This is a genomic window from Acidovorax sp. 59 (genome assembly GCF_002754175.1).
GTDB lineage: Bacteria > Pseudomonadota > Gammaproteobacteria > Burkholderiales > Burkholderiaceae_C > Acidovorax > Acidovorax delafieldii.
Map to the genome: position 1 here is coordinate 3,805,003 of NZ_PEET01000001.1, position 22,087 is coordinate 3,827,089.

A 22,087-nucleotide genomic window follows, 5' to 3' on the forward strand; every position below is an offset into this window, starting at 1 on the left:
GTGACGCCTCGCAAGAGGAGATGCCGGGTTCGACTCCCGGCTTGCCACCTTTGGTAGCTCATTGGTAGAGCAACCTCGCAAGAGGTCTGTAGCAGGTTCGACTCCTGCCCATTACTCCGGCCGCAAGGCTGGAACTTTGTACCGGTCGAAAGACCACCCGCCGAACGCGGGGAGAGGCCTCGAGGTTGCGCCGCAATCGCAAGGGTCCCACCCCGTCAGCCGGCGGCGGTTTGTGCCAGCACCCGGCACAGCCCGCGCCCGCAGCCAGCCGTGCTGCCGCCCTCCCCTCCTGGGGGCTGAGGCAGTAACCACGGCGCACTGCTAGGCCCAGGCTGCACCCCCTGGCACCCCGCCATCGCTGTAACGGCAACCCGATACGACAACGAAGAAGAGAGAGGAAAAAGAGATGCTGACGAAGATGTTCCAACGCGCCACCGTCAAGAAGAACGAACGCGCCCTACTGCTGCGCAACGGCAGCTTTGACCGCGTGCTGCGCAGCGGCACCTACTGGCTGTTTGCGGGCACCGACCAGTTGCGCGTGGAGACCTTCGCCCTGGAACAACCCGCCTTCACCCACGGCCTGGCCGAGTACCTGATGGCGCAAGAGCCCGCGGTGGTGGCCGCCGAGTTTGTGCAGGTCAACCTGTCGGAAACCGAAGTGGGCCTGCGCAGCGAAAACGGCGTGCTGGTCGAGATCCTACCCCCCGGCACCCGCCGCCTTTATTGGAAAGGCCTGGCGGAGGTGAACGTGCACGTGGTGGACCTGCAAGCGGGCGCTGAGTTACCCACCGCATTGGTGGCGCGATTGACGCAGACCCAGCTGCGCCAGCGCAGCGTGACCGGCTTGGCCGGCGTGCTGCAGGTGCAGGTGCCCGAGGGCCAGTGCGCACTATTGACGGTGGACGGCAAGGTGGAGCGCCTGCTCACGGCTGGCACCTACGCCTTCTGGAAGTACGGCCGCACCGTGGCCGTGGAGATGGTGGATTTGCGCCTGCAAGCCGTGGAAGTATCGGGCCAGGACATCATGACCCGCGACAAGGTAAGCCTGCGCCTGAACCTGTGCGCCACCTACCGCTACACCGATGTGCTGCGCGCTTTTGCCCAATTGCAAAAGCCTGCCGACCACCTGTACCGCGAGCTGCAGTTTGCGCTGCGCGCCGCCGTGGGCACCCGCACGCTCGATGAGCTGCTGGAGAACAAGACGGTGATCGACGACGTGGTGACCGCACACATGGCCGCCAAGCTGTTGCCCTACGGCATGCAACTGGAGAGCGTGGGCGTGAAGGACATCGTGCTGCCGGGCGAGATGAAGACCATCCTGACCCAGGTGGTGCAGGCACAGAAGCAGGCCGAGGCCAACGTGATCCGCCGCCGCGAGGAAACCGCCGCCACGCGCTCGCTGCTCAACACGGCCAAGGTGATGGAGGACAACCCCGTCGCCCTGCGCATGAAGGAGCTGGAGACGCTGGAACGCGTGGCCGAGCGCATCGACAAGATCTCCGTCTTCGGCGGTCTGGACCAGGTATTGAATGGATTGGTGAAGATGCGCTGAGGTGAGCAAAGCGCGAGGAGGAATGCGATGAAGAACAAAAAACTGACGCCCCGCGAAAAGCGCCAGCGGCGGGACAACGCTGCGGTCACCTGCGAATCCATTGGCCTCGACCCAGCGGTCTACAACGCGGCCCTGAGTTACCTGTTCGACCGCCCCGTACCCGACAAGGGCGGTCAGGAGTGGTACTGGGACATCGAAGAGCCCGCGTTCGAAGCCACACCGCTGCAATGGACGCACATCCAGACCGTGCTGTTCGCCAACGCAGGTAACGACCTGGCGCCCTACAGTGACGCTCAGGTCGGCATGGGCCTGAACCATGTGATGAGCAACAACGCCGGAGACATCCCGCACATGGTCAACGACCCGTCCGTGCCGCTGGCCAACGCGATGCGCATGGTGCGGGCGCTGCCCAGCTTGTGGCATGAGTGTCTTGGTCCGCGCCTGGACACTGGGCCCAGCCCCATCGGGAGCCCAAGCGACCGACTCTACTTCGTGAGCTACATGTGGTTTGACGTGTGGCCCACGTTCTGGAACGCCAAGGACATCCCTGAATGGCGCGACGCGATGTGGCAGGTGTTCTGCGAAATGCTGGCGATGCCTTGGCGCGAAGCGCAGGTGTCGGCACTGCACGGGATCGGGCACGAAGGGTCACGCCTGAACAGACCCAAGGAATTGAAGGCACACATGGATGCCTTCATCCGCCAGTTGAAGAACGACGACGAACTGAAAAACTATGCCCAAGCCGCAGCGCGTGGAATGGTTCAATGAACAACAAAGACGAAAGAACAATATGAACAACAACTATGAACAACTCGAAGTCCCCAACGGCGTTCCCGTGAAGATGTGGACGAACGGCGTGCCAGTGGAAGAAGAAGCCAGGAACCAGCTGCGCAACATCGCGCGCCTGCCCGTCGTGTTCAAGCACGTGGCGGTGATGCCCGACGTGCACCTGGGAATCGGCGCCACCATTGGCTCGGTGGTGCCCACCCTCAAGGCCATCATCCCCGCAGCGGTGGGGGTGGACCTGGGGTGCGGAATGATGGCGTGCAAGACCACGCTGACCGCGAGCGACCTGCCCGACAACCTGTCAGGCGTGCGAGCCGCCATCGAGCGCGCCGTGCCGGTGGGCATGACGCCCAAGCGCTTCGGCCGCGACAAGGGAAGCTGGGATACCCCGCCCGCTGAAACCGACCGCGCCTGGGCGGGGCTGGTGGATGAGTTCGAGGAAATTTGCGAGGCGCACCCGCGCATCAAGAACACCAACAACTACAAGCACCTGGGAACGCTGGGAACGGGTAACCACTTCATCGAAATCTGCCTGGACGAACACCAGTCCGTGTGGGTGATGCTGCACTCGGGCTCGCGCGGAGTGGGGAACGCCATCGGCACCCACTTCATCGAGCTGGCCAAGAAGGACGCCGAGATGAACCAGCGCAACCTGCCCGATAAAGACCTGGCGTACTTCGAAGAAGGCGCGCAGTACTTCGGCGACTACGTGAAGGCCGTGGGGTGGGCGCAAAAGTTTGCCGCCGCCAACCGCGAGGTGATGATGGGCCGCGTGATTGCCGCGCTGCGCAAGGTGATCACCAAGCCATTCGAGACGCACGTGGAAGCCGTGAACTGCCACCACAACTACGTGCAGCGCGAAACGCACTTCGGGCAAGACGTGTTCGTGACCCGCAAGGGCGCGGTGAGTGCCGAGCAAGGCAAGCTGGGGATCATCCCTGGGAGCATGGGGGCAAAGAGCTTCATCGTGCGCGGAAAGGGTAACCCCGAGAGCTTCAACAGCTGCAGCCACGGCGCAGGCCGCACCATGAGCCGCACCAAGGCCAAGAAGCTGTTCACGGTCGAAGATCAGATCAAGGCCACCGAGGGCGTGGAATGCCGCAAGGACGCCGACGTGATCGACGAGATTCCGATGGCGTACAAGGACATTGACGCGGTGATGGCGGCGCAGGAAGACCTGGTGGAGGTGGTGTACACGCTAAAGCAGGTGGTGTGTGTAAAGGGGTAAAGAGATGAACTGCTACGAACTAAGCATGCTGGACGACGTAATCGACTCTACTGCTCAAGCGGCAGAACAAGCAAAGCGTCTAGAAAAGGGAGTTTGCTCTCCCAAGTGGCTTGTTGTCGCAGCTCACTCCGCAGCACAAGCCGCCATGACTTGCTACCTAAATCAGGGCGACGGAATGACCTCGTGGCGCAAAAAGGATGCGCAGGCATGGCAGAACGCGTATGAGCAACAGCAGGCTCAATCCGCGTCATTTCAAGGCTATCCAGTCGTGCGTTTGAACTTTTTTATGGAGCTTTATGCGAACGTCAAAGAGACTGCGCAAATGAAGCGGGATGCCCGTATCACGTCATCTCTAAGCGGAGATATGGATCGTTGGATGATTGAGTTGAACCAGCTACGAAACAGCCTTGTCCACTTTCAGGCGAATCGTCATGTGGTTTTTAAGCAGCACGTGGTGGCTGTAACTCAGGCCGCATCGGCAACAGTCAATGCGCTGAGTGCAAGTCCATCCTTCCCTTGGTGGTGGAGCGATGAAGCAGAGCATGCCCGATCACTCTTGCAGGAGCATCTCAAAACGCTTGATAGCGCTCTTTCTACTCTTACGACCACATCGACAAGCGCGTAACCCGAGGCGGCCCAACGGAGAGACGAATACCGTATCTGCGGCATGGAAATATCCTTCGCCACAGCAAGAACAATATTTTTGATAGCTGCTAGCGCTTATCAAGCAGGCGCTACAACCCATTTTTATGCATACAACAGAACAAAAAGAAATGCTGCGCTCCGCCCACCCGGTGGAGCCCCACATGCGCACGCAGGTGCTGCAGGCCCTGCGCGACATCGAAGCCACACACGACGTGACGGTGCTCTTTGCCTGCGAATCCGGCAGCCGGGGCTGGGGCTTTGCCTCGCCCGACAGCGACTACGACGTGCGCTTCATCTACGTGAACCGCCTGCCCTGGTACCTGACCGTAGCGCCAGGCCGCGACGTAATCGAGCTGCCGATCAGCGGGGACTTGGACGTGAACGGCTGGGACCTTCGCAAGGCCCTGGGCCTGCTGCGCGAGTCCAACCCCACGCTGCTCGAATGGCTGGGCTCACCCATCGTCTACCGCGAAGAGGCAGACACCATGGCGCAGTTCCGCACGCTGGCAGCGCAAGTGTTCTCCAACGCCAAGGGCTGGCACCACTACGCATCCATGGCCAAGAAGAACTTTCGAGAGCACCTGCAGGCCGACGAGGTGCGCTACAAGAAGTACCTGTACGTGTTGCGCCCCCTGCTTGCCGCGCGGTGGATACGCACACAACCCGGCGTGCCACCCATGCGCTTTGCCGAACTGGCCCAGCACACGCTGCACCCCGTGCAGGATGCGGCGCTGGTCGATGAGATCAACGCACTGCTGGAGGTGAAGATGCGCGCTGGCGAAGCGGCCACCAGCCCCCGCTGGCCCGGCATCCATGCGTTCATCGAGGCCGAGCTGGCCCGCAATGCGGCGGAGCCCGTGCAGCCGCTGCCCGTGCCTGGGCACGCCGCGCTGGACGCCTTGCTGCATGACACCGTGCTGCAGTTCAGCAAGCGCCCCGAGGGTGCGGCGCAGGTATCGCCATGACGGAACTCGCTGTGACGCCCCTCACCCTCGACGGCTCCAACGGCGAAGGCGGCGGTCAGATCCTGCGCACCGGCCTGGCACTGTCCATGGTCACCGGCCGCCCGCTGCACATCACGCGCATCCGTGCGGGGCGTCCCAAGCCGGGGCTGATGCGCCAGCACCTGGCCTGCGTGCAAGCGGCGGTGGCCGTGTGCGGCGGGGAGGCCGAGGGCGCGGAGCTGAATTCGCAAACGCTGGTGTTCACACCCGGCAACGTGCGTGCAGGTGATTACCGTTTTCAGATTGCCACCGCAGGCAGTTGCCTGCTGGTGCTGCAGACGGTGCTGCCCGCGCTGATGCTGGCCGATGGCCCGAGCAAGGTCGAGCTGGCGGGTGGCACGCACAACCCGATGGCGCCGCCTTTTGATTTTCTGGAACGCGCCTTTGCGCCGCTGGTGCGGCGGCTGGGTGTGGGGCTGGAGCTGCAATTGCAGCGGCGGGGCTTCTACCCCGCCGGGGGCGGCGAGCTGGTGGCGCACATCATGCCCGCCACCGCCACCACGCAGCCGCTGGCGCCGGTGGATGTGCTGGAGCGCGGCCCGTTGCAAAACGGCTGGGGCGAGGCACTGGCACCCGGCCTGGCGCGCCACATTGCCACGCGGGAGCTGGAGGCGCTGGGCCAGCGCATGGGGTGGACGTTCGAGGCCGGCCAACTGCGCCAGCCATCCACACGCCAGAACGAGGGCCCGGGCAATGCGCTGATCGCCACGCTGGAGTATGCGCAGGTGACCGAGGTGTTTTGCCAGTTGGGCGAGCGCAGCCTGTCGGCCGAGCAGGTTGCCAAGCGGCTGGTGGACGAGGTGCGCGCCTACCAGCGCAGCACCGGCGCGCTGGGCCCGCACCTGGCGGACCAGTGGATGCTGCCGCTGGCTCTGTCTGTGTGGCGCAGTGGGCAGGCCGCGCGCTACACCTGCACCAAGGTTACGCAGCACACGGTTACCAATGCGCAGACCATCGCGCTAGGCTTGCCGGTTCAGGTTCAGATCACCCCCTCAGAGGATGCAATGCACGTTGAGATATCTCCCGTGCCCTGAAGGGCCAGCGCGGCATGGACCCATACCCTGGCTATATCCATATGACCAGGGCCGTAGAACAAGTGGTTCAGAATGCGCACCACACCCCTTCCCTTTGACCCATCCGACACCTCACAGGAGACGCCATGAAAGTTGACAACATTCTTCAGACCATTGGCAACACGCCCCACGTGCGCATCAACCGCCTGTTCGGCCCCGGCGCCAATGTGTGGGTGAAGTCGGAGCGCAGCAACCCCGGCGGCTCCATCAAGGACCGCATTGCGCTGGCCATGGTGGAAGACGCCGAGAAATCGGGCGCGCTCAAGCCCGGCGGCACCATCATCGAGCCCACCTCGGGCAACACCGGCATTGGCCTGGCGCTGGTGGCGGCCGTCAAGGGCTACAAGCTCGTCCTCGTGATGCCCGACAGCATGAGCATCGAACGCCGCCGCCTGATGCTGGCCTATGGCGCGCAGTTCGACCTGACCCCGCGCGAAAAAGGCATGAAGGGCGCCATCGCCCGCGCGCAAGAGCTGCAGGCGCAGACGCTCGGCTCGTGGATTCCGCAGCAGTTCGAGAACCCCGCCAACATCGACATCCATGTGCGCACCACGGCGCAGGAGATCCTGGCAGATTTCCCCGACGGCATTGATGCGCTGATCACGGGGGTGGGCACGGGTGGTCACATCACAGGCGTGGCGCGGGTGCTCAAAGCAAAGTTCCCCCAACTCAAGGTGTTTGCGGTGGAGCCCACGGCCTCGCCGGTGATCTCGGGCGGCGCGCCGTCGCCCCACCCCATCCAGGGCATTGGCGCGGGGTTCATCCCCAAGAACCTCGACACCAGCCTGCTCGACGGCGTGATCCAGGTCGATGCCGAACCGGCCCGCGAATACGCCCGCCGCTCTGCGCGCGAAGAGGGCATCCTGGTGGGCATCTCGTCCGGCGCCACCTTGGCCGCCATTGCCCAGAAGCTGCCCGAGCTGCCCGCAGGCGCCAAGGTGCTGGGCTTCAACTACGACACGGGCGAGCGCTACCTGTCGGTGGAAGGTTTCCTGCCGGCCTGATGGCCGCTGGCACGCAGCGCACTCACACCAGGGCCCTTCGGGGCCCCTTTTTTTTGGGCTGCGCAGCACAAAGCCACGGCCAGCCGTCCTACAGCGGCGGGGCACGCAGGCCAGAACAATCAGTGTTCGCACCGGCCCACCTCTGCGGTGATTTCGCCGGAGCCCCCCCCAACGATTGCAACTGCCCATGGCCCCGAACTCCGCGACAGACTCCCAGCCTATTGCGTTCAAGGTGCTCACCGTGAACGTGCACAAGGGCTTCACCACCTTCAACCGGCGCTTCATGCTGCACGAGCTGCGCGAGGCCGTGCGCGATGTGGCGGCCGACCTGGTGTTCTTGCAGGAGGTGCTGGGCACGCACCACCGGCACGCCAGCCGGTTCGCCAACTTTCCGCAGGTTCCGCACTACGAGTTTCTGGCCGACACCATCTGGTCGCAATACGCCTACGGCCGCAATGCGGTGTATGACAACGGCGACCATGGCAATGCGTTGTTGTCCAAGTTTCCGATCACGCATTACGAGAACCACGACATCTCGGTGAGCGGGCCCGAACGGCGCGGCATGCTGCACTGTGTGCTGCAGCCCCCCGGGCACCACCTGCCGGTGCATGCCGTGTGTGTGCACCTGGGCCTGCAGGAGTCGCACCGGCAACACCAGCTGCGCCGCGTGTGCGATCTGGTCAACAGCTTTCCCGCCCACGAGCCTGTGGTGCTGGCGGGCGACTTCAACGACTGGCGCCACCGTGCCCACCGGGTGCTTCAGCACGAGGCGGGATTGCAGGAAGTGTTTGTGCAGGCCTTTGGCCGGGCGGTGCGCACGTTTCCGGCGGCGATGCCGCTGCTGGCGCTGGACCGCATTTACGTGCGCAACGCGACCGTGCACTCTCCACTGGCATTGCCCAAGAAGCCCTGGGACAAGCTCTCGGACCATGCGCCCCTGGCTGCGGAGATCCTGCTATGAAACGCCCTACCTTCCGCGCGCCACGCTCGTCCCGCTGGGTGCCCGGCAACCATTTCGAGTTGCTCGAAAACGGCGAGGAGTTCTTTCCCCGCGTGTTCCAGGCCATTGCCGAGGCCCGGCGCGAGGTCATGCTGGAAACCTTCATCCTGTTCGAGGACAAGATCGGCCAACAGCTGCACGCCGCTTTGCTGGCGGCCGCCCGGCGGGGCGTGGAGGTGCATGTGCTGGTGGACGGCTTTGGCTCGCCCGATCTGTCGGACCAGTTTGTCGGCAGCCTGGTGGAGGCCGGCGTGCACTTTCGCATCTTTGACCCGGGCCGCCGTTTCCTGGGCCAGCGGCTGAACCTGCTGCGCCGCATGCATCGCAAGATCGTGGTGGTGGACGGGCACCTGGGGTTCATTGGTGGCATCAACTACTCGGCCGACCATGTGGCCGACTTTGGCCCCGAAGCCAAGCAGGACTATGCCGTGCAGGTGCGCGGCCCCATCGTGGCGCAGATGCACCACTTCACCCGCGAGGCCGTGCTCAGCCGCCAGGACCGCAAGCGCCACCAGGCCGCAGGCATCACCGGGCGCCCGCACGCGGGCACGGCCCATGCCATGTTCGTGACACGCGACAACCAGCAGCACACCAACGACATCGAGCGCCACTACCGCGTGGCCCTGCGCGCAGCGCGCAGCCGGGTGGTGATTGCCAACGCCTACTTCTTCCCGGGCTACCGGTTCATCCGCGAGATGCGGCGCGCCGCGAAACGGGGGGTGGATGTGCGCATCATCCTGCAAGGCCAGCCCGACATGCCCATCGTGAAGACGGCAGCCAGCCTGCTGTACGACCACCTGCAGCGCGCAGGCGTGCGGGTGTACGAATATTGCGACCGCCCGCTGCACGGCAAGGTGGCGCTGGTGGACGAAGACTGGTCCACCGTGGGCTCCAGCAACCTTGACCCGCTGAGCCTGTCGCTGAACCTCGAGGCCAACGTGATCATCCAGGACCGCGCCTTCAACGCCCACCTGCACCGCCGCCTGTCGCACCTGATGGAGCACAGCTGCAAGCAGGTGCAAGCCACAGCCCCCAGCCGCTGGAACGGCCTGCGCCTGCTGCGCAGCTATGCGGTGTTCCACCTGCTGCGCTGGTTCCCCGCATGGGCGGGCTGGCTGCCCCGCCACGAGCCCCAGATCACGCTCGCGAACCCGGGGGCGGGTGCGGCAGAGCCCACTGGCAGCCCCGCCACCTGAGCCGGCAGGCGCCCACCATGGCCACCCCCACGCTGCACGCGGACACCCAGGCGGGCGGCGCCACCGACGCCCTGCAGGCGCCATCCCGCAGAAGCAGCAACCGCCACACCCCCAGCGGCTGGCGCCGTTGGCCGCAGCAAGCCTGGTGGCCCTGGCTCACCCGGGGGCTCGCCCTCGCCTTCTTTGCGGTGGTGGCCGGACTGATCTTTCGGCAGGCGCGCTCGGTGGACTGGCCCGCCGTGCTGCAGGCGCTGCGCGACCTGCCCGCCACCGCACTGGCGCTGGGCGGCGCGCTGGCGCTGCTGAGCCACTTCACCTACGGCAGCTTTGACTGGGTGGGGCGCCATTGCAGCGGCCACCGCCTGACGCGCGGCACCACGCTGGCGATTGCCATGACAAGCTATCCGTTCACGCTCAACCTGGGCTCGCTGATTGGCGGCGTGGGCGTGCGCTACCGGCTGTACGACCGGCGCGGCGTGGACCCCGGCACCATCGGCCAGGTGGTGGGCACCAGCATCGTGACCAACTGGGTGGGTTACCTGATGCTGTCAGGCGTGCTGTCATGGCTGTGGCAGCCACCGGCAGTGGCCGGGTGGACGGTAGCGCCCTGGCAATGGCACTGGGGCGGCACGGTACTGGGCGGCCTGCCGCTGGCCTACCTGGCACTGTGCGCGGTGCGCAGGGGCCGCGCGCTCACGCTGCGCGGCCATGCGTTTCCGCTACCGCACTGGCCCGTGGCGCTGTGGCAAATCGCGGCATCGGCCACCAACTGGATGCTGATGGGCGCCGCACTGTGGACGGTGCTGCAACACCAGGTGGCCTACCCCGCCGCCCTGGCCACAGTGCTGCTGGGCGCCGTGGCCGGGCTGGTGCTGCGCGTGCCTGCGGGCCTGGGCGTGCTGGAGGCCGTGGGCGTGGCGCTGCTGGCCACCGACGCATTGGGGCAAGAACAGGTGCTGGCGGCACTGCTGGCCTACCGGGCGCTGTACTACTTTGGGCCGTTGGTGCTGGCCGCCGTGGCACTGGGTGTGGCCGAGCTGCGCTGGCGCCAGGGGCCTGCGCAAGGCATGCAGCGCACTCTGCAGTGAGAATTTCAGCCAAAAGTGCCAGATGCGCTATTGCATATTGGCCTTGTTGCTATCATTTTTATATAGCCCTGCCGCCCGATACCCCGGTAACTCGGTCCGACAGGGGTTCCGCCCGCTGCGCGGACCCCGTATCATCCCGGCCCCACGCTATTGCTTTTCGCCCGATCGACACGGGCCCGCAAGACCATGATCCGACTCTCCGAAATCCGGCTGCCGTTCACCGTGGCCGAAGCCCCCGAGGCGCCCCTGCGCGCCGCTGCCGCCCACATTCTGGGCCTGGCAGACGCCGACATTGCCCACCTGCACGTCTTCAAGCGCAGCTTTGACGCACGCAAGGCCGACCTGCTGGCGGTCTACATCGTGGACATCACGCTCGCCCAGCCTGAACGCGAAGCCGCGCTGCTCGCAAAGTTTGCAGGCAACCCGCACATCCAGCCCACGCCCGACATGGCCTGGCACCCCGTGGGCCAGGCGCCTGCCGACCTGCCCCTGCGCCCCGTGGTGGTGGGCTTTGGCCCCTGCGGCATCTTTGCGGCACTGGTGCTGGCTCAGATGGGCTTCAAGCCCATCGTGCTGGAGCGCGGCAAGACCGTGCGTGAACGCACCAAGGACACCTGGGGCCTGTGGCGCAAGCGCGAGCTGCATGCCGAAAGCAACGTGCAGTTTGGCGAGGGCGGCGCCGGCACGTTCAGCGACGGCAAGCTCTACAGCCAGATCAAGGACCCGCGTCACCTGGGCCGCAAGGTGATGAACGAGTTCGTCAAAGCCGGTGCGCCCGAAGAAATCCTGTATGTCGCCCACCCGCACATCGGTACCTTCAAGCTGGTGAAGGTGGTGGAAAACCTGCGCGAGCAGATCATTGCGCTGGGCGGCGAGATCCGCTTTGAGCAGCGCGTGACCGACGTGATCATCGAAGGCACAGGCGGTGCGCGCCACCTGCGCGGCCTGAAGGTGCTGAACCAGGCCACGGGCGAGACCACCGAGCTGCGCGCAGACCATGTGGTGATGGCGCTGGGCCACAGCTCGCGCGACACCTTTGCCATGCTGTACCAGCGTGGCGTGGCCATGGAGGCCAAGCCTTTTTCCATCGGTTTCCGCATCGAGCACCCGCAGGGCGTGATCGACCGCGCCCGCTGGGGCCGCCACGCAGGCCACCCGCTGCTGGGCGCAGCCGACTACAAGCTGGTGCACCACGCCGCCAATGGCCGCGCGGTGTACAGCTTTTGCATGTGCCCCGGCGGCACCGTGGTGGCCGCTACCAGCGAGCCCCACCGCGTGGTGACCAACGGCATGAGCCAGTATTCGCGCAACGAGCGCAATGCCAACGCGGGCATGGTGGTGGGCATCGACCCCCGCGACTACCCGCAGGGCGCGCAGGCGTTTGAAACCCACCTGGGCCAGACCTATGGCGTGGAAGCACTGCCCGCCGGACAGTTCCACCCCCTGTCGGGCAGCGTGCTGCAGCGCCAGCTCGAATCGAATGCGTTTGTGCTGGGCGGGCGCGACTACAGCGCACCGGGCCAACTGGTGGGCGAGTTCATTGCGGGCAAGCCTTCGACCCAGCTGGGCAGCGTGGAGCCCTCGTACAAGCCCGGCGTGGCGCTGGGCGATTTGCACGCCGCCCTGCCCGGCTACGCCATCGAGGCGCTGCGCGAGGCGCTGCCCGTGTTCGGCCGCAAGATCAAGGGCTTTGACATGCACGACGCGGTGCTGACGGGTGTGGAGACACGCACCTCGTCGCCGCTCAAGATCGGGCGCGGCGACAACTTGCAAAGCCTGAACACGCCGGGCCTGTACCCGGCGGGCGAAGGCGCCAGCTACGCGGGCGGCATTCTGTCCGCCGGCGTGGATGGCATCAAGGTCGGCGAGGCCGTGGCCCGGAGCCTGCTGGGCGCAGCGGGCTGACCTGCCTCCTGGCGGTGCCGGCCCGGGGCACCGCTTACTTGCGCTGCAAAAAGTCCACGGCCAGCGCCGCCAGTGAGCGGGCACCCACGGGCAGCTGGTCTTCGTCGATGTCGAACAGCGCGGAGTGGTTGGGCGGTGCCTTGGCGAAATCCTTGCCCTTGGGTGGCGCACCCAGGAAGTAGAAGAAGCCCGGCACGACCTTCTGGAACTCCGAGAAGTCCTCCGACCCTGCCACCTTCGGGATCACCATCGTCTTGCCGCCCATGGCCAGGTTCAGCGCGGGCAGCGAGGCCTGCGTGAGCGGCGCAGGGTTGGTGGTCACGGGGTAGGCCACGGGGCCAAAACGCACGCTGGCCTTGGCACCGCTGGCGGCGGCAATCGACTCGGCCGTGGTGGTGATGCGCTTGAGCGCTTCCTGGCGCATGTCTTCGTCAAAGGTGCGCAGCGTGCCCATCATCTCCACCTTGTCGGGGATGATGTTGTAGCGGGTGCCGCCCTGGATCTGGCCGATGGTGACCACGGCCGGTTCCTGGCTGATGTTGAGCTGGCGGCTCACCACGGTCTGCAGGCCCATCACCACCTGGCTGGCGGCCACGATGGGGTCGATGGTGGCCCAGGGCGACGAGCCATGGCCGCCACGCCCTTCCACATGGATGGTGATGTTGTCCGACCCGGCCATCAGCGGGCCGCTGCGGTAGCCCACCACGCCGCCAGGCAGGTTGGAGGTGATGTGCAGCCCATAGATGGCCTGCACGTCCTTGAGCGCACCGGCTTCGATCATGGCCTTGGCGCCGAAGCTGGGCACCTTGCCGTTGGCGTCGGGCTCCACGGGCGCGCCCTCTTCGGCGGGCTGGAAGATGAACCTGATCGTGCCCGGCAGCTGCGCCTTCATGCCCGCCAGCACCTCGGCCGCGCCCATCAGCATGGCGGTGTGGGCGTCATGGCCACAGGCGTGCATCACGGGCACTTCCTTGCCCAGGTAGTTGGCCTTGGCCTTGCTCGCAAACGGCAGGCCGGTGTTCTCGGGCACGGGCAGGGCATCCATGTCAGCGCGCAGGGCCACCACCTTGCCGGGCAGGCCTCCCTTGAGCGTGCCCACCACGCCGGTGCCGCCCACGCCGGTCTGCACGTCCATGCCCAGCTTCTTCAGGTGCTCGGCCACGAGCTTGGCCGTGCGCACTTCCTGGCCCGAGAGTTCGGGGTGGGCATGGATGTCGCGGCGCCAGTTGACCATCTTGGGCGCCACGGCCGTCACGGCGGCATCGATGGCCTGCAGGCCGGCGGCGTCCAGGGCCTGGGCCTGGGCGGACGATGCGAACGTCAGCCCGCTGAGAAGCAGGCCGGTGGCCAGCGAGATGGCAGAGAGGGGTTTGTGCATGAGACAGATCCGTGCAGGAAGTGAAAGCAAAAAGGAACGCGGCAAAAAAACGCACGTTCATGCTAAGAGCCCACCCCACGCTGCAGACAAGCGAAAATGGCCATCCACAGAGCCAATATCGCCATGCCCCGTTCTTCTGTCCCATCTGCGACGGCGCCGGTTTTTCGCATCGACATCCCGCTGCTGCCCGAATCGGCAGTGGGCAACGCACTGCAGTTCATCGACCTCTTGCGCAGCGCCAATCTGCTGGCCGGCTTGCGGGGCGGCGCTGGCTCGCCCCGCCTGGCCTGGCGGCTGCTGGACGCCCAAGGCCAGCCGCTGGCGCACCAGCCGGGCCCGCTGGCGGCCTACACGCAGCCCCCGGCGGCACCTGCCGAGGGGCCGGCATTCGCCTGGTTCATTCCCTCCTTCCACGCCGCCGACATCCCCGCCATCCGCAGCGTGGCGTCGCGCCACCGCGCCCTCTCGCGCCAGATCGGCATTGCGCTGGATGCCGGGCACAAGGTGCTCACCGTCGGCAACGGGGCCTGGCTGGCGGCGCAGAGCGGGCGCCTGCAGGGCCGCCGCTGCGGCCTGCCGTGGTTCTACCTGGCCGGGTTTGAGCGCGACTTTCCCGACATCGACCTCGATGCCGGCCACGACCTGACCGATGACGGCCTCTGGCTCAGCTGTGCGCTGCCCCACAGCCTGGGAGAAATGGCCATCGCCCTGGTGCGCCACGCACTGGGTGACGCGCTGGCCCAGACCTGTGCCAGCGTGCTGCGGCCCGACCACGAACGCGCCCGGGCTGCGCTGCAGGCCAACGCGCAGCAACACATCCCCGCCACGCGCGACAGCACCCTGGCCCGCGCCATGGCCTGGATGGAGACCCATCTGGACGAGCCCTATTCGCTGGCCCGGCTGGCCGAGGCGGCGGCGGTGAGCCCGCGCACTTTGCTGCGGCACTTTCAGCTGGAGCTGTCGCAGTCGCCGCTGGACCACCTGCACAGCCTGCGCTGCGCACGCGCCAAGGTGCTGCTGGAGGTGACGCTGGAGAGCGTGCCCAGCATTGCCACGGCCTGCGGCTATGCCGACCCGGCGGCGTTCCGGCGCATCTTTGTGCGCTACACCGGCATGGCACCGGCCGAGTACCGCAAGCGCCATGCACTGCGCGCGCCGCGCAGGCGCTGGCGGGTGGATCTGACGTGAAAGCCCGGTGTTCTCTCGCCTAGCGAGGCAGCGCGTTCCCCGAAGGCAGGCGAAACGCCTCCACCAGCTCGGCCAGCTGCTGCGCCTGCACCCGCAGCCCCTGCGCGGCGGCCGAGGACTCCTCCACCAGCGCGGCGTTCTGCTGGGTCATCTGGTCGAGCTGCGAGACCGCCTCACCCACCTGGCTCAGGCCCGTGGTCTGCTCGCGGGCCGCAGTGCTGATCTCGCCAATGATGGCGGCCACCTGCTGCACCGAGTTCACGATCTCGCCCATGGTGCCCCCTGCCGCATGGACCAGTTGGGTGCCCTCGTCCACCTGCCGCACGCTGTCGCCGATCAAGCCCCCGATCTCCTTGGCCGCCGTGGCGGAACGCTGCGCCAGGCTGCGCACTTCGCTGGCCACCACCGCAAAGCCACGGCCCTGCTCACCGGCACGGGCTGCCTCCACGGCCGCATTCAGCGCGAGGATGTTGGTCTGGAATGCAATGCCATCGATCACGCTGGTGATGTCGGCAATGCGGCGCGACGACAGCGCAATGCCGTCCATGGTGCCCACCACGCGGTCCACCGCCTCGCGCCCGCGCTGGGCCACGCTGCTGGCGCCAGTGGCCAGGGTGCTGGCCTGCGCAGCCGCGTCGGCGCTGTGGCGCACGGTGGCCAGCAGCTCCTCCATGCTGGCGGCGATCTCTTCGAGGTTGGAGGCGGTCTGCTCGGTGCGGGCCGACAGGTCGCTGTTGCCTGCCGCGATCTCGCTGCTGGCACCGGCCACCGAGGTGCTGGCCTGGCGCATGCCCACCACCAGCTCGGCCAGCCGTGCCTGCATGCCCCCCAGGCGCGCCAGCAGGGCCTGCAGCTCGTCGCGGTTGCCCGCCTGCGGCGCGGGCACGGGAGAGGTGAGGTCGCCTTCGGCAATGCGGTCGGTCACCTCGGACGCATGGGCCAGGGGCTGCAGGATGGAGCGCGACAGCAGCCAGGCGCAGGCCAGGCTCAGCAGCAAGCCCACCAACGAGCCCGCCGCCAGCAGCGTGATGCCCTGGCTTTCGCTGCGGGCGGCAGCGGCTCGCGCTTCGGCCACACGCTGGCGCTGGTATTCGGCCAGCTTGTCCACGGCAGCGGCGTAGGCGTCTGCCGCAGGACGCAGCTGCTTGGCAATGGCGTCGGGCGGCAAGGCCTCGCCCGCCTTGCGGCGCTTGACGAGGTCGTCCCGCACCGTGCGAAAACCGTTGCCGGCCTTGTCGATGGCATCGAACAAGGCCTGCGATTCCGGGTCTGCCGCCAGCTCGTCCAGGCGCTTGCGCACTTCGGACGAGCGGGCTGACGTGGTCTTGCGGTCGGCGTCGATGCGCGCCGCGTAGTCGGGGTTGTTGTCGATCTCCAGCAGCGTTTCGGCGCGGGCGGAGCTGAGCACCACGATGGCGTGCAGCTCCCGCGCCAGCAACGCGCGCTCGGACGACGCACCGCCCAGGTCGTCCGCAATGTCCTGCAGCCCGGCCAGCCGCCAGATGCCCACCGCCGCCGACAGGGACATGACGAGGCAGACCACACCAAAAGCCAGGGCTAGGCGGACAGCAACACGTGCGTGGGAGATGGACATGGGAGGCTCTCGTGAGGGTGAATGGGGCAACGCGGGACAGCGGCTGGAGGTGGCAGGCGTTGGGAATGTATCGACAAAAGGTTACAAGTCCTTGAGCCGCCCCACAACAGGCCACACCCTGCCGGAGCGCCAAAGCAACAGCCGCAACGCACCAACAAAAAGGCCGCCACAGTGCAAGACTGTGGCGGCCCTCGGGGCCGATCAGGCGTTGCGCCTGAGGCGGTTCGGTTTATTGCTGCTGTGCGTTTTGCAGCGCAGCAATGCGCTCTTCAATGGGCGGGTGGGTGCTGAACAGCTTGCCGATGCCACCGGCGATGCCCATGGCCGCCACGCTCTTGGGCAGCTCGCCGGGGTGCATGCCACCCAGGCGGGCCAGCGCGTTGATCATGGGTTGGCGGCGGCCCATCAGCTGGGCAGCGCCCGCGTCGGCGCGGAACTCGCGCTGGCGGCTGAACCAGGCCACGATCATCGCGGCCACAAAGCCCAGCACGATGTCGAGCACGATGGTGGTCACGTAGTAGCCGATGCCGGGGCCCGAGCTGTTCTCGTCGTTCTTGCGCAGGAAGCTGTCCACCGCGTAGCCGATGACGCGCGACAGGAACACCACGAAAGTGTTCATCACGCCCTGGATCAGCGTCATGGTCACCATGTCGCCGTTGGCGATGTGGGCCACTTCGTGGCCGATCACGGCCTCGACCTCGTCGCGCGTCATGCCTTGCAGCAGGCCGGTGGACACCGCCACCAGGGCCGAGTTCTTGAACGCGCCCGTGGCAAACGCATTGGGGTCGCCCTCGAAGATGCCGACTTCGGGCATGCCGATCTTGGCTTCGGTGGCGAACTTGCGCACGGTCTCGACGATCCAGCGCTCGTCGGGCGAGCCGGAGCCGTCGATCACGCGCACGCCCGAGGTCCACTTGGCCATGGGCTTGCTGATGAGCAGCGAGATGATCGCGCCGCCAAAACCCATGATGAGCGCAAAGCCCAGCAGCGCGCCCAGATTGAGCCCGTTGGCCGTGAGGTAGCGGTTCACGCCCAGCAGGCTGGCCACCACCCCCAGCACGACAACGACGGCCAGGTTGGTCATCACAAACAAAAGGATCCGCTTCATGGAATGGTTTCTCCGTGGGGTAAACAACAACGAGTGTTTGCTGGCTCAGATGGGGGCCGGGGGCGCCGCTTCAAGCGCCAGTCTCCAGGCGGCGAGGCCGTGGCAGCCCCCCATGGCCGCGATTTCATCGCGCTATGGTAGGTGCAAACCCCGGCCGGGGCCTTATCACACAAGCCTTGGCGGGAATTACGAAACCGCCGCGGCCCGCAAGGGCCGGAACACCTGCGCATCGGCATAGAAGCCCGGCGCTGCATTGGCCGGCCACCAGCCGGGCACGCCCAGCACGGGCAGCGGCGTGAAGGGCTTGCTGGACCATGCCGAGGCCTCCACCTGCCCTGCCAGCCACGCATCCACCTCCGCTATGGAATCAATAGCTGCCGGCGCATGAAATACGTGCGCCACCATGGGTTTTCGCGGAAAAACCAGCTTTTCGAGCAGTGCGTGCCCGAACAGCACCAGCCGGGCCTGGCCCCACAGCGGGCGCAAGTCGATGAACAGGCGCTGCCAGTCCCTCGCCCGGAGCGCATCCCACAGGGCATCCGGCGCCTGCAACAGCGCGCCGTTTTCATCAAACACCGTGAGTGCATCGCGCAGCGGTCCACGCACGGCCTGCACGCCATCGGCGGCGATGGCCTGGGCCTGCAGCTGGTTCAGGCGCCGCTTGGTGTGCGGAAACCGCAACCACACCAGGCCGTTGAAAAAGTCGTGCAGGTTGTCGCGCGTGGGCACGCGGCGGGTGTCCCAGATGTACTGCTCGTAGGCGGTGCCTTCGGGCAGCGCGGACTGGGGCACAAAGACCACGGGAGCACCCTGCGGCGCTGCGGTCTGCAATGCCTGGTGCACCGATGGGTCATCCTGCAACAGCTGCCGGGCCAGGGGTTGGCCCAGGCCGCGCCACGGCGCCAGCCAGGGAGCGCTCCAGTCGATGGCGTCGAAGGGCGGACTTACACCAGCCGCCACGGCAGGGCTTCACCGGCGCGCAGGGGCTTGAGTTCGGCTTCGCCAAACGCAAAGCTGTCGGGCGGCGTCCACGACTCGCGGCGCAGGGTGATGGTGGTGGTGTTGCGCGGCAGGCTGTAGAAGTCCGGGCCGTGAAAGCTGGCGAAGCCTTCGAGCTGGTCGAGCGCCCCGGCATTGTCGAATGCCTCGGCATACATCTCGATGGCCGCGTGGGCTGTGTAGCAGCCCGCGCAGCCGGTGGCATGCTCCTTGAGGTGCGCCGGGTGCGGTGCACTGTCGGTGCCCAAAAAGAACTTGCTGCTGCCGCTGGTGGCGGCCTGCACCAGGGCCACGCGGTGCGTTTCGCGCTTGAGCACTGGCAGGCAGTAGTAATGGGGGCGCACGCCGCCGATGAAGATGGCGTTGCGGTTGTACAGCAGGTGGTGCGCGGTGATGGTGGCGGCGGTGAAGCGGTCGGCGCTGGCCACGTAGTCGGCAGCGTCCTTGGTGGTGATGTGCTCGAAGACGATCTTCAGCTCGGGGAAGTCGCGGCGCAGCGGGATGAGCTGCTGCTCGATGAACACGGCCTCGCGGTCGAACAGGTCGATGTCGCTGCTGGTCACTTCGCCGTGCACCAGCAGCAGCATGCCGGTCTTCTGCATGGCTTCCAGCGTTTTATAGGTCTTGCGCAGGTCGGTCACGCCCGCGTCGCTGTTGGTGGTGGCGCCTGCGGGGTAGAGCTTGCAGGCCACCACGCCTGCGGCCTTGGCACGCACGATTTCTTCGGGCGGGAGGTTGTCGGTCAGGTACAGCGTCATCAGCGGCTCAAAGCGCATGCCTGCGGGCACGGCGGCCAGGATGCGCTGCTTGTAGGCCAGGGCCTGCTCGGCCGTGGTGACCGGCGGGCGCAGGTTGGGCATGATGATCGCGCGCCCGAACTGGGCGGCGGTGTGGGGCACGACGGTGTGCAGGGGCTCGCCGTCGCGCACGTGCAGGTGCCAGTCGTCGGGGCGGGTGATGGTGAGGGTTTGGGGGGCTGCAGTCATGGGCGTCATTGTCCCATTGCGGACATGCCGCCTCCAAACGCTCTCATTTTCATAGCTAGCGAGGCATATGTTCGTAGCGCTACCGAATGAAACGGCTCATCACGGTAGCGCCAGGGACAGATCTGCCGGTTTATTCGGCGGTGATCCCTGCGCGTTTGACGACCGCGCCGAACTTCACCATCCGGTCCGCCATCATTTTTTCGAACGCGGCGGGCGACATCTCTTCCGGCACGATCACGCCACGGTCCTTGAGGTTGGCCACCATGGCGGGCGATGTGGCCACTTGGCGCACGGCCTTGTACAGCGTCTGCACCACCGCATCGGGTGTGCCCGCAGGCGCGGCCAGGCCTGTCCAGGAAGTGAGGTTGAGCTCGGGGTGGCCCACCTCGGCCATGGTGGGCACATCGGGCAGTTGCGGCAGGCGCTGGTCGGCCGCCACGGCCAGGGCGCGCACCTTGCCCGCCTGGATGTGGGGCAGCATGATGACCAGGTTGTCGAGGATGAACTGCACCTCGTTGCCCAGCACGCCCGTGATCAGCGGCGTGCCCCCACGGTAGGGAATGTGCGTGGTGAACACGCCCGTGGACACCTTGAGCATTTCCACATTGAGCTGGCCCATGCTGCCCACGCCGCCGCTGCCGTAGTTGAGCTTGCCCGGGTTCTTCTTGGCGTAGTCGATGAACTCCTTGAAGGTCTTGAACGGCAGGCTGCTGTGCACCACCAGCGCGTTGGGCTGGCGGCCCAGGATGGCGATGTTCTCAAAATCCTTGACCGGGTCGTAGCCGATCTTGGGCTGGGTCAGCGGGTTGGCCAGGTGGCTGCTTTGCGACGACACGACCAGGGTGTAGCCATCGGCCTTGGAGCGCGCCACATACTGCGCGCCCACCGAGCCACCCGCGCCGGCGCGGTTTTCCACCACGATGGGCACGCCCAGCACGCGCGACAGCGGCTCGGAATACTGGCGCGCCATGATGTCCACCGACCCACCCGGCGGGAAGGGCACCACCAGCGTGATCGGGCGCGAAGGGAACTTGTCTTGCGCCATGGCGGGCAGCGCGGCGAGGCCGGCAAGGCCCAGTCCGGTGGTCAGAAGATGGCGACGGGAAGGTGTGGTGTGCATGACGATCAAAGAACTCAAAAAAGGGGCGGGGAGGTACAAGAAATCAGGGGTGTGCCAGCACGGCCAGCGCCACGGCCTGCGCGCGTGGCACAAAGGTGGACAGCTCGCAGTACTCGCGTTCGGTGTGTGCGTGGCCGCCCACCGGGCCCGTGGCGCACAGCGTGGGCACGCCCACTGATGCGGTCAGGCCGCTGTCGGCCGCGCCGCCGGTGAACTCGCCTTGCACTTCAAAGCCCAGCGACCGCGCGCCTTGCTGGTACAGCGCCAGCAGGTCGTCCGGGGTGGGCTTCATGGGCAGGGTGCGGCGCGTGGTGGTGATGCGGCCCTGGGTGCGGGGCACGGACTCTTCTTCGACGATGACACGCACGCGCTCCAGCAGTTCGTCGGGGTTGGTGTCGGCGGTAAAGCGCAGGTCCACCTCAGCGCGGGCGTGTGGGGCCACCATGTTGGGCACGATGCCCCCTTGCACCACGCCCACGTTGCAGGTGACGCCCGTGGCCGGGTCGGTCAGCGCATGCAGCGCCAGGGTCTTGCGGGCCAGGGCTTCGATGGCACTGGCGCCAGCGGCGTGGTTGATGCCTGCATGCGCGGCCACGCCCTGCACCTCGAACTCCACCACCATCGAGCCCTTGCGGCTGGTGACCACGTTGCCGCTGACACGGCCCGGCTCGGCGTTGAACACCACACGCGCCCCCCGCACGCGGGCCATGATGAGGTCGCGCGTGGCGGGCGAACCGATCTCTTCATCACACGAGAAGAACAGGTGCAGCGGCGCCTGCAGGCCGCCGCAGCGCGCAAAGGCCTCGGCCACAAACACGTTGAGCACCAGGCCGGACTTCATGTCGGCCACGCCTGGGCCGTAGGCGCGCCCCGCTTCTTCGCGGTAGGGGCGCTTGGCCACGGTGCCATCGGGAAACACCGTGTCCATGTGCCCCATGAGGATGATGGGCGCGCCACCGGCTGCAGCGCCCTCTGCCGGGTTGACCTGCGCATGCAGCAGCACGCCATAACCGGGCACCGGCTCAAACTGCACCGGCACACCGGCCGCCTGCAGGCGCTCGGCCAGGGCATGGGCCACGGCGGTCACGCCCGCCTCATTGCGGCTGCCGCTCTCGATATTGACCACTTTTTGCAACAGGTCTTGCATGGACTGCTGCTGTCTGGCCAGCCAGTCCAGGACCTGCGCACGCACCGGCAGCAGACCTTCGTTCAGGGTATTGAGCATCGTTGTCC

The 22,087-nt window shown here is 66.5% G+C and carries 19 protein-coding genes and 1 tRNA gene; 13 read left to right on the plus strand and 7 right to left on the minus strand.

The window, feature by feature from the left end; genetic code table 11:
* Nucleotides 1-52 precede the first annotated feature (52 nt).
* From CLU87_RS23275 to CLU87_RS17360, 12 genes are all read left to right on the plus strand, one after another.
* A tRNA-OTHER gene (locus tag CLU87_RS23275) sits at nt 53-116 on the plus strand.
* A 302-nt stretch (nt 117-418) separates the two neighbouring features.
* Nucleotides 419-1,552, plus strand: a complete 1,134-nt coding sequence (locus CLU87_RS17315) for a slipin family protein (RefSeq protein WP_099732225.1) — start codon at nt 419-421, stop codon at nt 1,550-1,552.
* Between the two features lie 27 nt (nt 1,553-1,579).
* Complete coding sequence (locus CLU87_RS17320) at nt 1,580-2,320, plus strand: hypothetical protein (RefSeq protein WP_099731239.1); 741 nt, start codon at nt 1,580-1,582, stop codon at nt 2,318-2,320.
* A 22-nt stretch (nt 2,321-2,342) separates the two neighbouring features.
* Nucleotides 2,343-3,566 (plus strand): RtcB family protein, encoded by a 1,224-nt coding sequence (locus CLU87_RS17325; RefSeq protein WP_099731240.1) that lies wholly within the window; start codon nt 2,343-2,345, stop codon nt 3,564-3,566.
* Between the two features lie 25 nt (nt 3,567-3,591).
* On the plus strand, nt 3,592-4,191 hold the full coding sequence (locus tag CLU87_RS23180; protein ID WP_143227287.1) for a hypothetical protein: 600 nt from the start codon (nt 3,592-3,594) through the stop codon (nt 4,189-4,191).
* A 148-nt stretch (nt 4,192-4,339) separates the two neighbouring features.
* Entirely contained in the window at nt 4,340-5,176 is an 837-nt protein-coding gene (locus CLU87_RS17330; RefSeq protein ID WP_233193809.1) for a nucleotidyltransferase domain-containing protein, read from the plus strand.
* On the plus strand, nt 5,173-6,249 hold the full coding sequence (gene rtcA, locus CLU87_RS17335; protein WP_199170843.1) for an RNA 3'-terminal phosphate cyclase: 1,077 nt from the start codon (nt 5,173-5,175) through the stop codon (nt 6,247-6,249). The genes CLU87_RS17330 and rtcA overlap by 4 nt, the downstream gene beginning before the upstream one ends.
* A gap of 125 nt (nt 6,250-6,374) precedes the next feature.
* Nucleotides 6,375-7,292, plus strand: a complete 918-nt coding sequence (gene cysK / locus CLU87_RS17340; protein ID WP_099731242.1) for a cysteine synthase A — start codon at nt 6,375-6,377, stop codon at nt 7,290-7,292.
* A 187-nt stretch (nt 7,293-7,479) separates the two neighbouring features.
* The gene (locus tag CLU87_RS17345) at nt 7,480-8,253 is read left to right on the plus strand and encodes an endonuclease/exonuclease/phosphatase family protein (RefSeq protein WP_056745297.1); all 774 of its coding nucleotides are present in this window, start codon (nt 7,480-7,482) and stop codon (nt 8,251-8,253) included.
* Entirely contained in the window at nt 8,250-9,488 is a 1,239-nt protein-coding gene (gene clsB, locus CLU87_RS17350) for a cardiolipin synthase ClsB (RefSeq protein WP_099731243.1), read from the plus strand. Before CLU87_RS17345 ends, clsB begins: the two co-directional genes overlap by 4 nt.
* A 17-nt stretch (nt 9,489-9,505) precedes the next feature.
* Entirely contained in the window at nt 9,506-10,576 is a 1,071-nt protein-coding gene (locus CLU87_RS17355) for a lysylphosphatidylglycerol synthase domain-containing protein (RefSeq protein ID WP_099731244.1), read from the plus strand.
* Between the two features lie 186 nt (nt 10,577-10,762).
* The gene (locus tag CLU87_RS17360) at nt 10,763-12,481 is read left to right on the plus strand and encodes an NAD(P)/FAD-dependent oxidoreductase (protein WP_099731245.1); all 1,719 of its coding nucleotides are present in this window, start codon (nt 10,763-10,765) and stop codon (nt 12,479-12,481) included.
* A gap of 34 nt (nt 12,482-12,515) precedes the next feature.
* Here the strand turns inward: CLU87_RS17360 and CLU87_RS17365 are convergent, their stop codons facing one another.
* On the minus strand, nt 12,516-13,859 hold the full coding sequence (locus CLU87_RS17365; protein WP_099731246.1) for an amidohydrolase: 1,344 nt from the start codon (nt 13,857-13,859) through the stop codon (nt 12,516-12,518).
* 123 nt (nt 13,860-13,982) lie between these two features.
* Here CLU87_RS17365 and CLU87_RS17370 point away from each other — a divergent pair, with 123 nt between their 5' ends.
* Nucleotides 13,983-15,047 carry a GlxA family transcriptional regulator gene (locus CLU87_RS17370; protein WP_099732227.1) on the plus strand — a complete coding sequence of 355 codons (1,065 nt, stop codon included), beginning with the start codon at nt 13,983-13,985 and terminating at the stop codon, nt 15,045-15,047.
* 19 nt (nt 15,048-15,066) lie between these two features.
* Here CLU87_RS17370 and CLU87_RS17375 read toward each other — a convergent pair whose 3' ends face one another.
* The 6 genes from CLU87_RS17375 to CLU87_RS17400 form a co-directional block, all read right to left on the minus strand.
* Nucleotides 15,067-16,641, minus strand: a complete 1,575-nt coding sequence (locus tag CLU87_RS17375; RefSeq protein WP_099731247.1) for a methyl-accepting chemotaxis protein — start codon at nt 16,639-16,641, stop codon at nt 15,067-15,069.
* Between the two features lie 229 nt (nt 16,642-16,870).
* Nucleotides 16,871-17,749, minus strand: a complete 879-nt coding sequence (gene htpX / locus CLU87_RS17380; RefSeq protein ID WP_099731248.1) for a protease HtpX — start codon at nt 17,747-17,749, stop codon at nt 16,871-16,873.
* A 186-nt stretch (nt 17,750-17,935) separates the two neighbouring features.
* The gene (locus tag CLU87_RS17385; protein WP_099731249.1) at nt 17,936-18,709 is read right to left on the minus strand and encodes a DUF3025 domain-containing protein; all 774 of its coding nucleotides are present in this window, start codon (nt 18,707-18,709) and stop codon (nt 17,936-17,938) included.
* On the minus strand, nt 18,694-19,734 hold the full coding sequence (gene pyrC, locus CLU87_RS17390; protein WP_099732228.1) for a dihydroorotase: 1,041 nt from the start codon (nt 19,732-19,734) through the stop codon (nt 18,694-18,696). The genes CLU87_RS17385 and pyrC overlap by 16 nt, the downstream gene beginning before the upstream one ends.
* Nucleotides 19,735-19,864: 130 nt before the next feature.
* Nucleotides 19,865-20,854, minus strand: a complete 990-nt coding sequence (locus CLU87_RS17395; RefSeq protein WP_099731250.1) for a tripartite tricarboxylate transporter substrate binding protein — start codon at nt 20,852-20,854, stop codon at nt 19,865-19,867.
* 43 nt (nt 20,855-20,897) lie between these two features.
* Nucleotides 20,898-22,079 (minus strand): M20 family metallopeptidase, encoded by a 1,182-nt coding sequence (locus tag CLU87_RS17400; protein WP_099731251.1) that lies wholly within the window; start codon nt 22,077-22,079, stop codon nt 20,898-20,900.
* Between the last annotated feature and the right edge of the window lie 8 nt (nt 22,080-22,087).

Excerpts from the sequence above, each read along its gene's own strand:
- CLU87_RS17315 (WP_099732225.1), top strand. The coding sequence starts at position 419 with ATGTTCCAACGCGCCACCGTCAAGAAGAACGAACGCGCCCTACTGCTG.
- CLU87_RS17320 (WP_099731239.1), top strand. The coding sequence starts at position 1,580 with ATGAAGAACAAAAAACTGACGCCCCGCGAAAAGCGCCAGCGGCGGGAC.
- CLU87_RS17325 (WP_099731240.1), top strand. The coding sequence starts at position 2,343 with ATGAACAACAACTATGAACAACTCGAAGTCCCCAACGGCGTTCCCGTG.
- CLU87_RS23180 (WP_143227287.1), top strand. The coding sequence starts at position 3,592 with ATGCTGGACGACGTAATCGACTCTACTGCTCAAGCGGCAGAACAAGCA.
- CLU87_RS17330 (WP_233193809.1), top strand. The coding sequence starts at position 4,340 with ATGCTGCGCTCCGCCCACCCGGTGGAGCCCCACATGCGCACGCAGGTG.
- rtcA (WP_199170843.1), top strand. The coding sequence starts at position 5,173 with ATGACGGAACTCGCTGTGACGCCCCTCACCCTCGACGGCTCCAACGGC.
- cysK (WP_099731242.1), top strand. The coding sequence starts at position 6,375 with ATGAAAGTTGACAACATTCTTCAGACCATTGGCAACACGCCCCACGTG.
- CLU87_RS17345 (WP_056745297.1), top strand. The coding sequence starts at position 7,480 with ATGGCCCCGAACTCCGCGACAGACTCCCAGCCTATTGCGTTCAAGGTG.
- clsB (WP_099731243.1), top strand. The coding sequence starts at position 8,250 with ATGAAACGCCCTACCTTCCGCGCGCCACGCTCGTCCCGCTGGGTGCCC.
- CLU87_RS17355 (WP_099731244.1), top strand. The coding sequence starts at position 9,506 with ATGGCCACCCCCACGCTGCACGCGGACACCCAGGCGGGCGGCGCCACC.
- CLU87_RS17360 (WP_099731245.1), top strand. The coding sequence starts at position 10,763 with ATGATCCGACTCTCCGAAATCCGGCTGCCGTTCACCGTGGCCGAAGCC.
- CLU87_RS17365 (WP_099731246.1), bottom strand. The coding sequence starts at position 13,859 with ATGCACAAACCCCTCTCTGCCATCTCGCTGGCCACCGGCCTGCTTCTC.
- CLU87_RS17370 (WP_099732227.1), top strand. The coding sequence starts at position 13,983 with ATGCCCCGTTCTTCTGTCCCATCTGCGACGGCGCCGGTTTTTCGCATC.
- CLU87_RS17375 (WP_099731247.1), bottom strand. The coding sequence starts at position 16,641 with ATGTCCATCTCCCACGCACGTGTTGCTGTCCGCCTAGCCCTGGCTTTT.
- htpX (WP_099731248.1), bottom strand. The coding sequence starts at position 17,749 with ATGAAGCGGATCCTTTTGTTTGTGATGACCAACCTGGCCGTCGTTGTC.
- pyrC (WP_099732228.1), bottom strand. The coding sequence starts at position 19,734 with ATGACTGCAGCCCCCCAAACCCTCACCATCACCCGCCCCGACGACTGG.
- CLU87_RS17395 (WP_099731250.1), bottom strand. The coding sequence starts at position 20,854 with ATGCACACCACACCTTCCCGTCGCCATCTTCTGACCACCGGACTGGGC.
- CLU87_RS17400 (WP_099731251.1), bottom strand. The coding sequence starts at position 22,079 with ATGCTCAATACCCTGAACGAAGGTCTGCTGCCGGTGCGTGCGCAGGTC.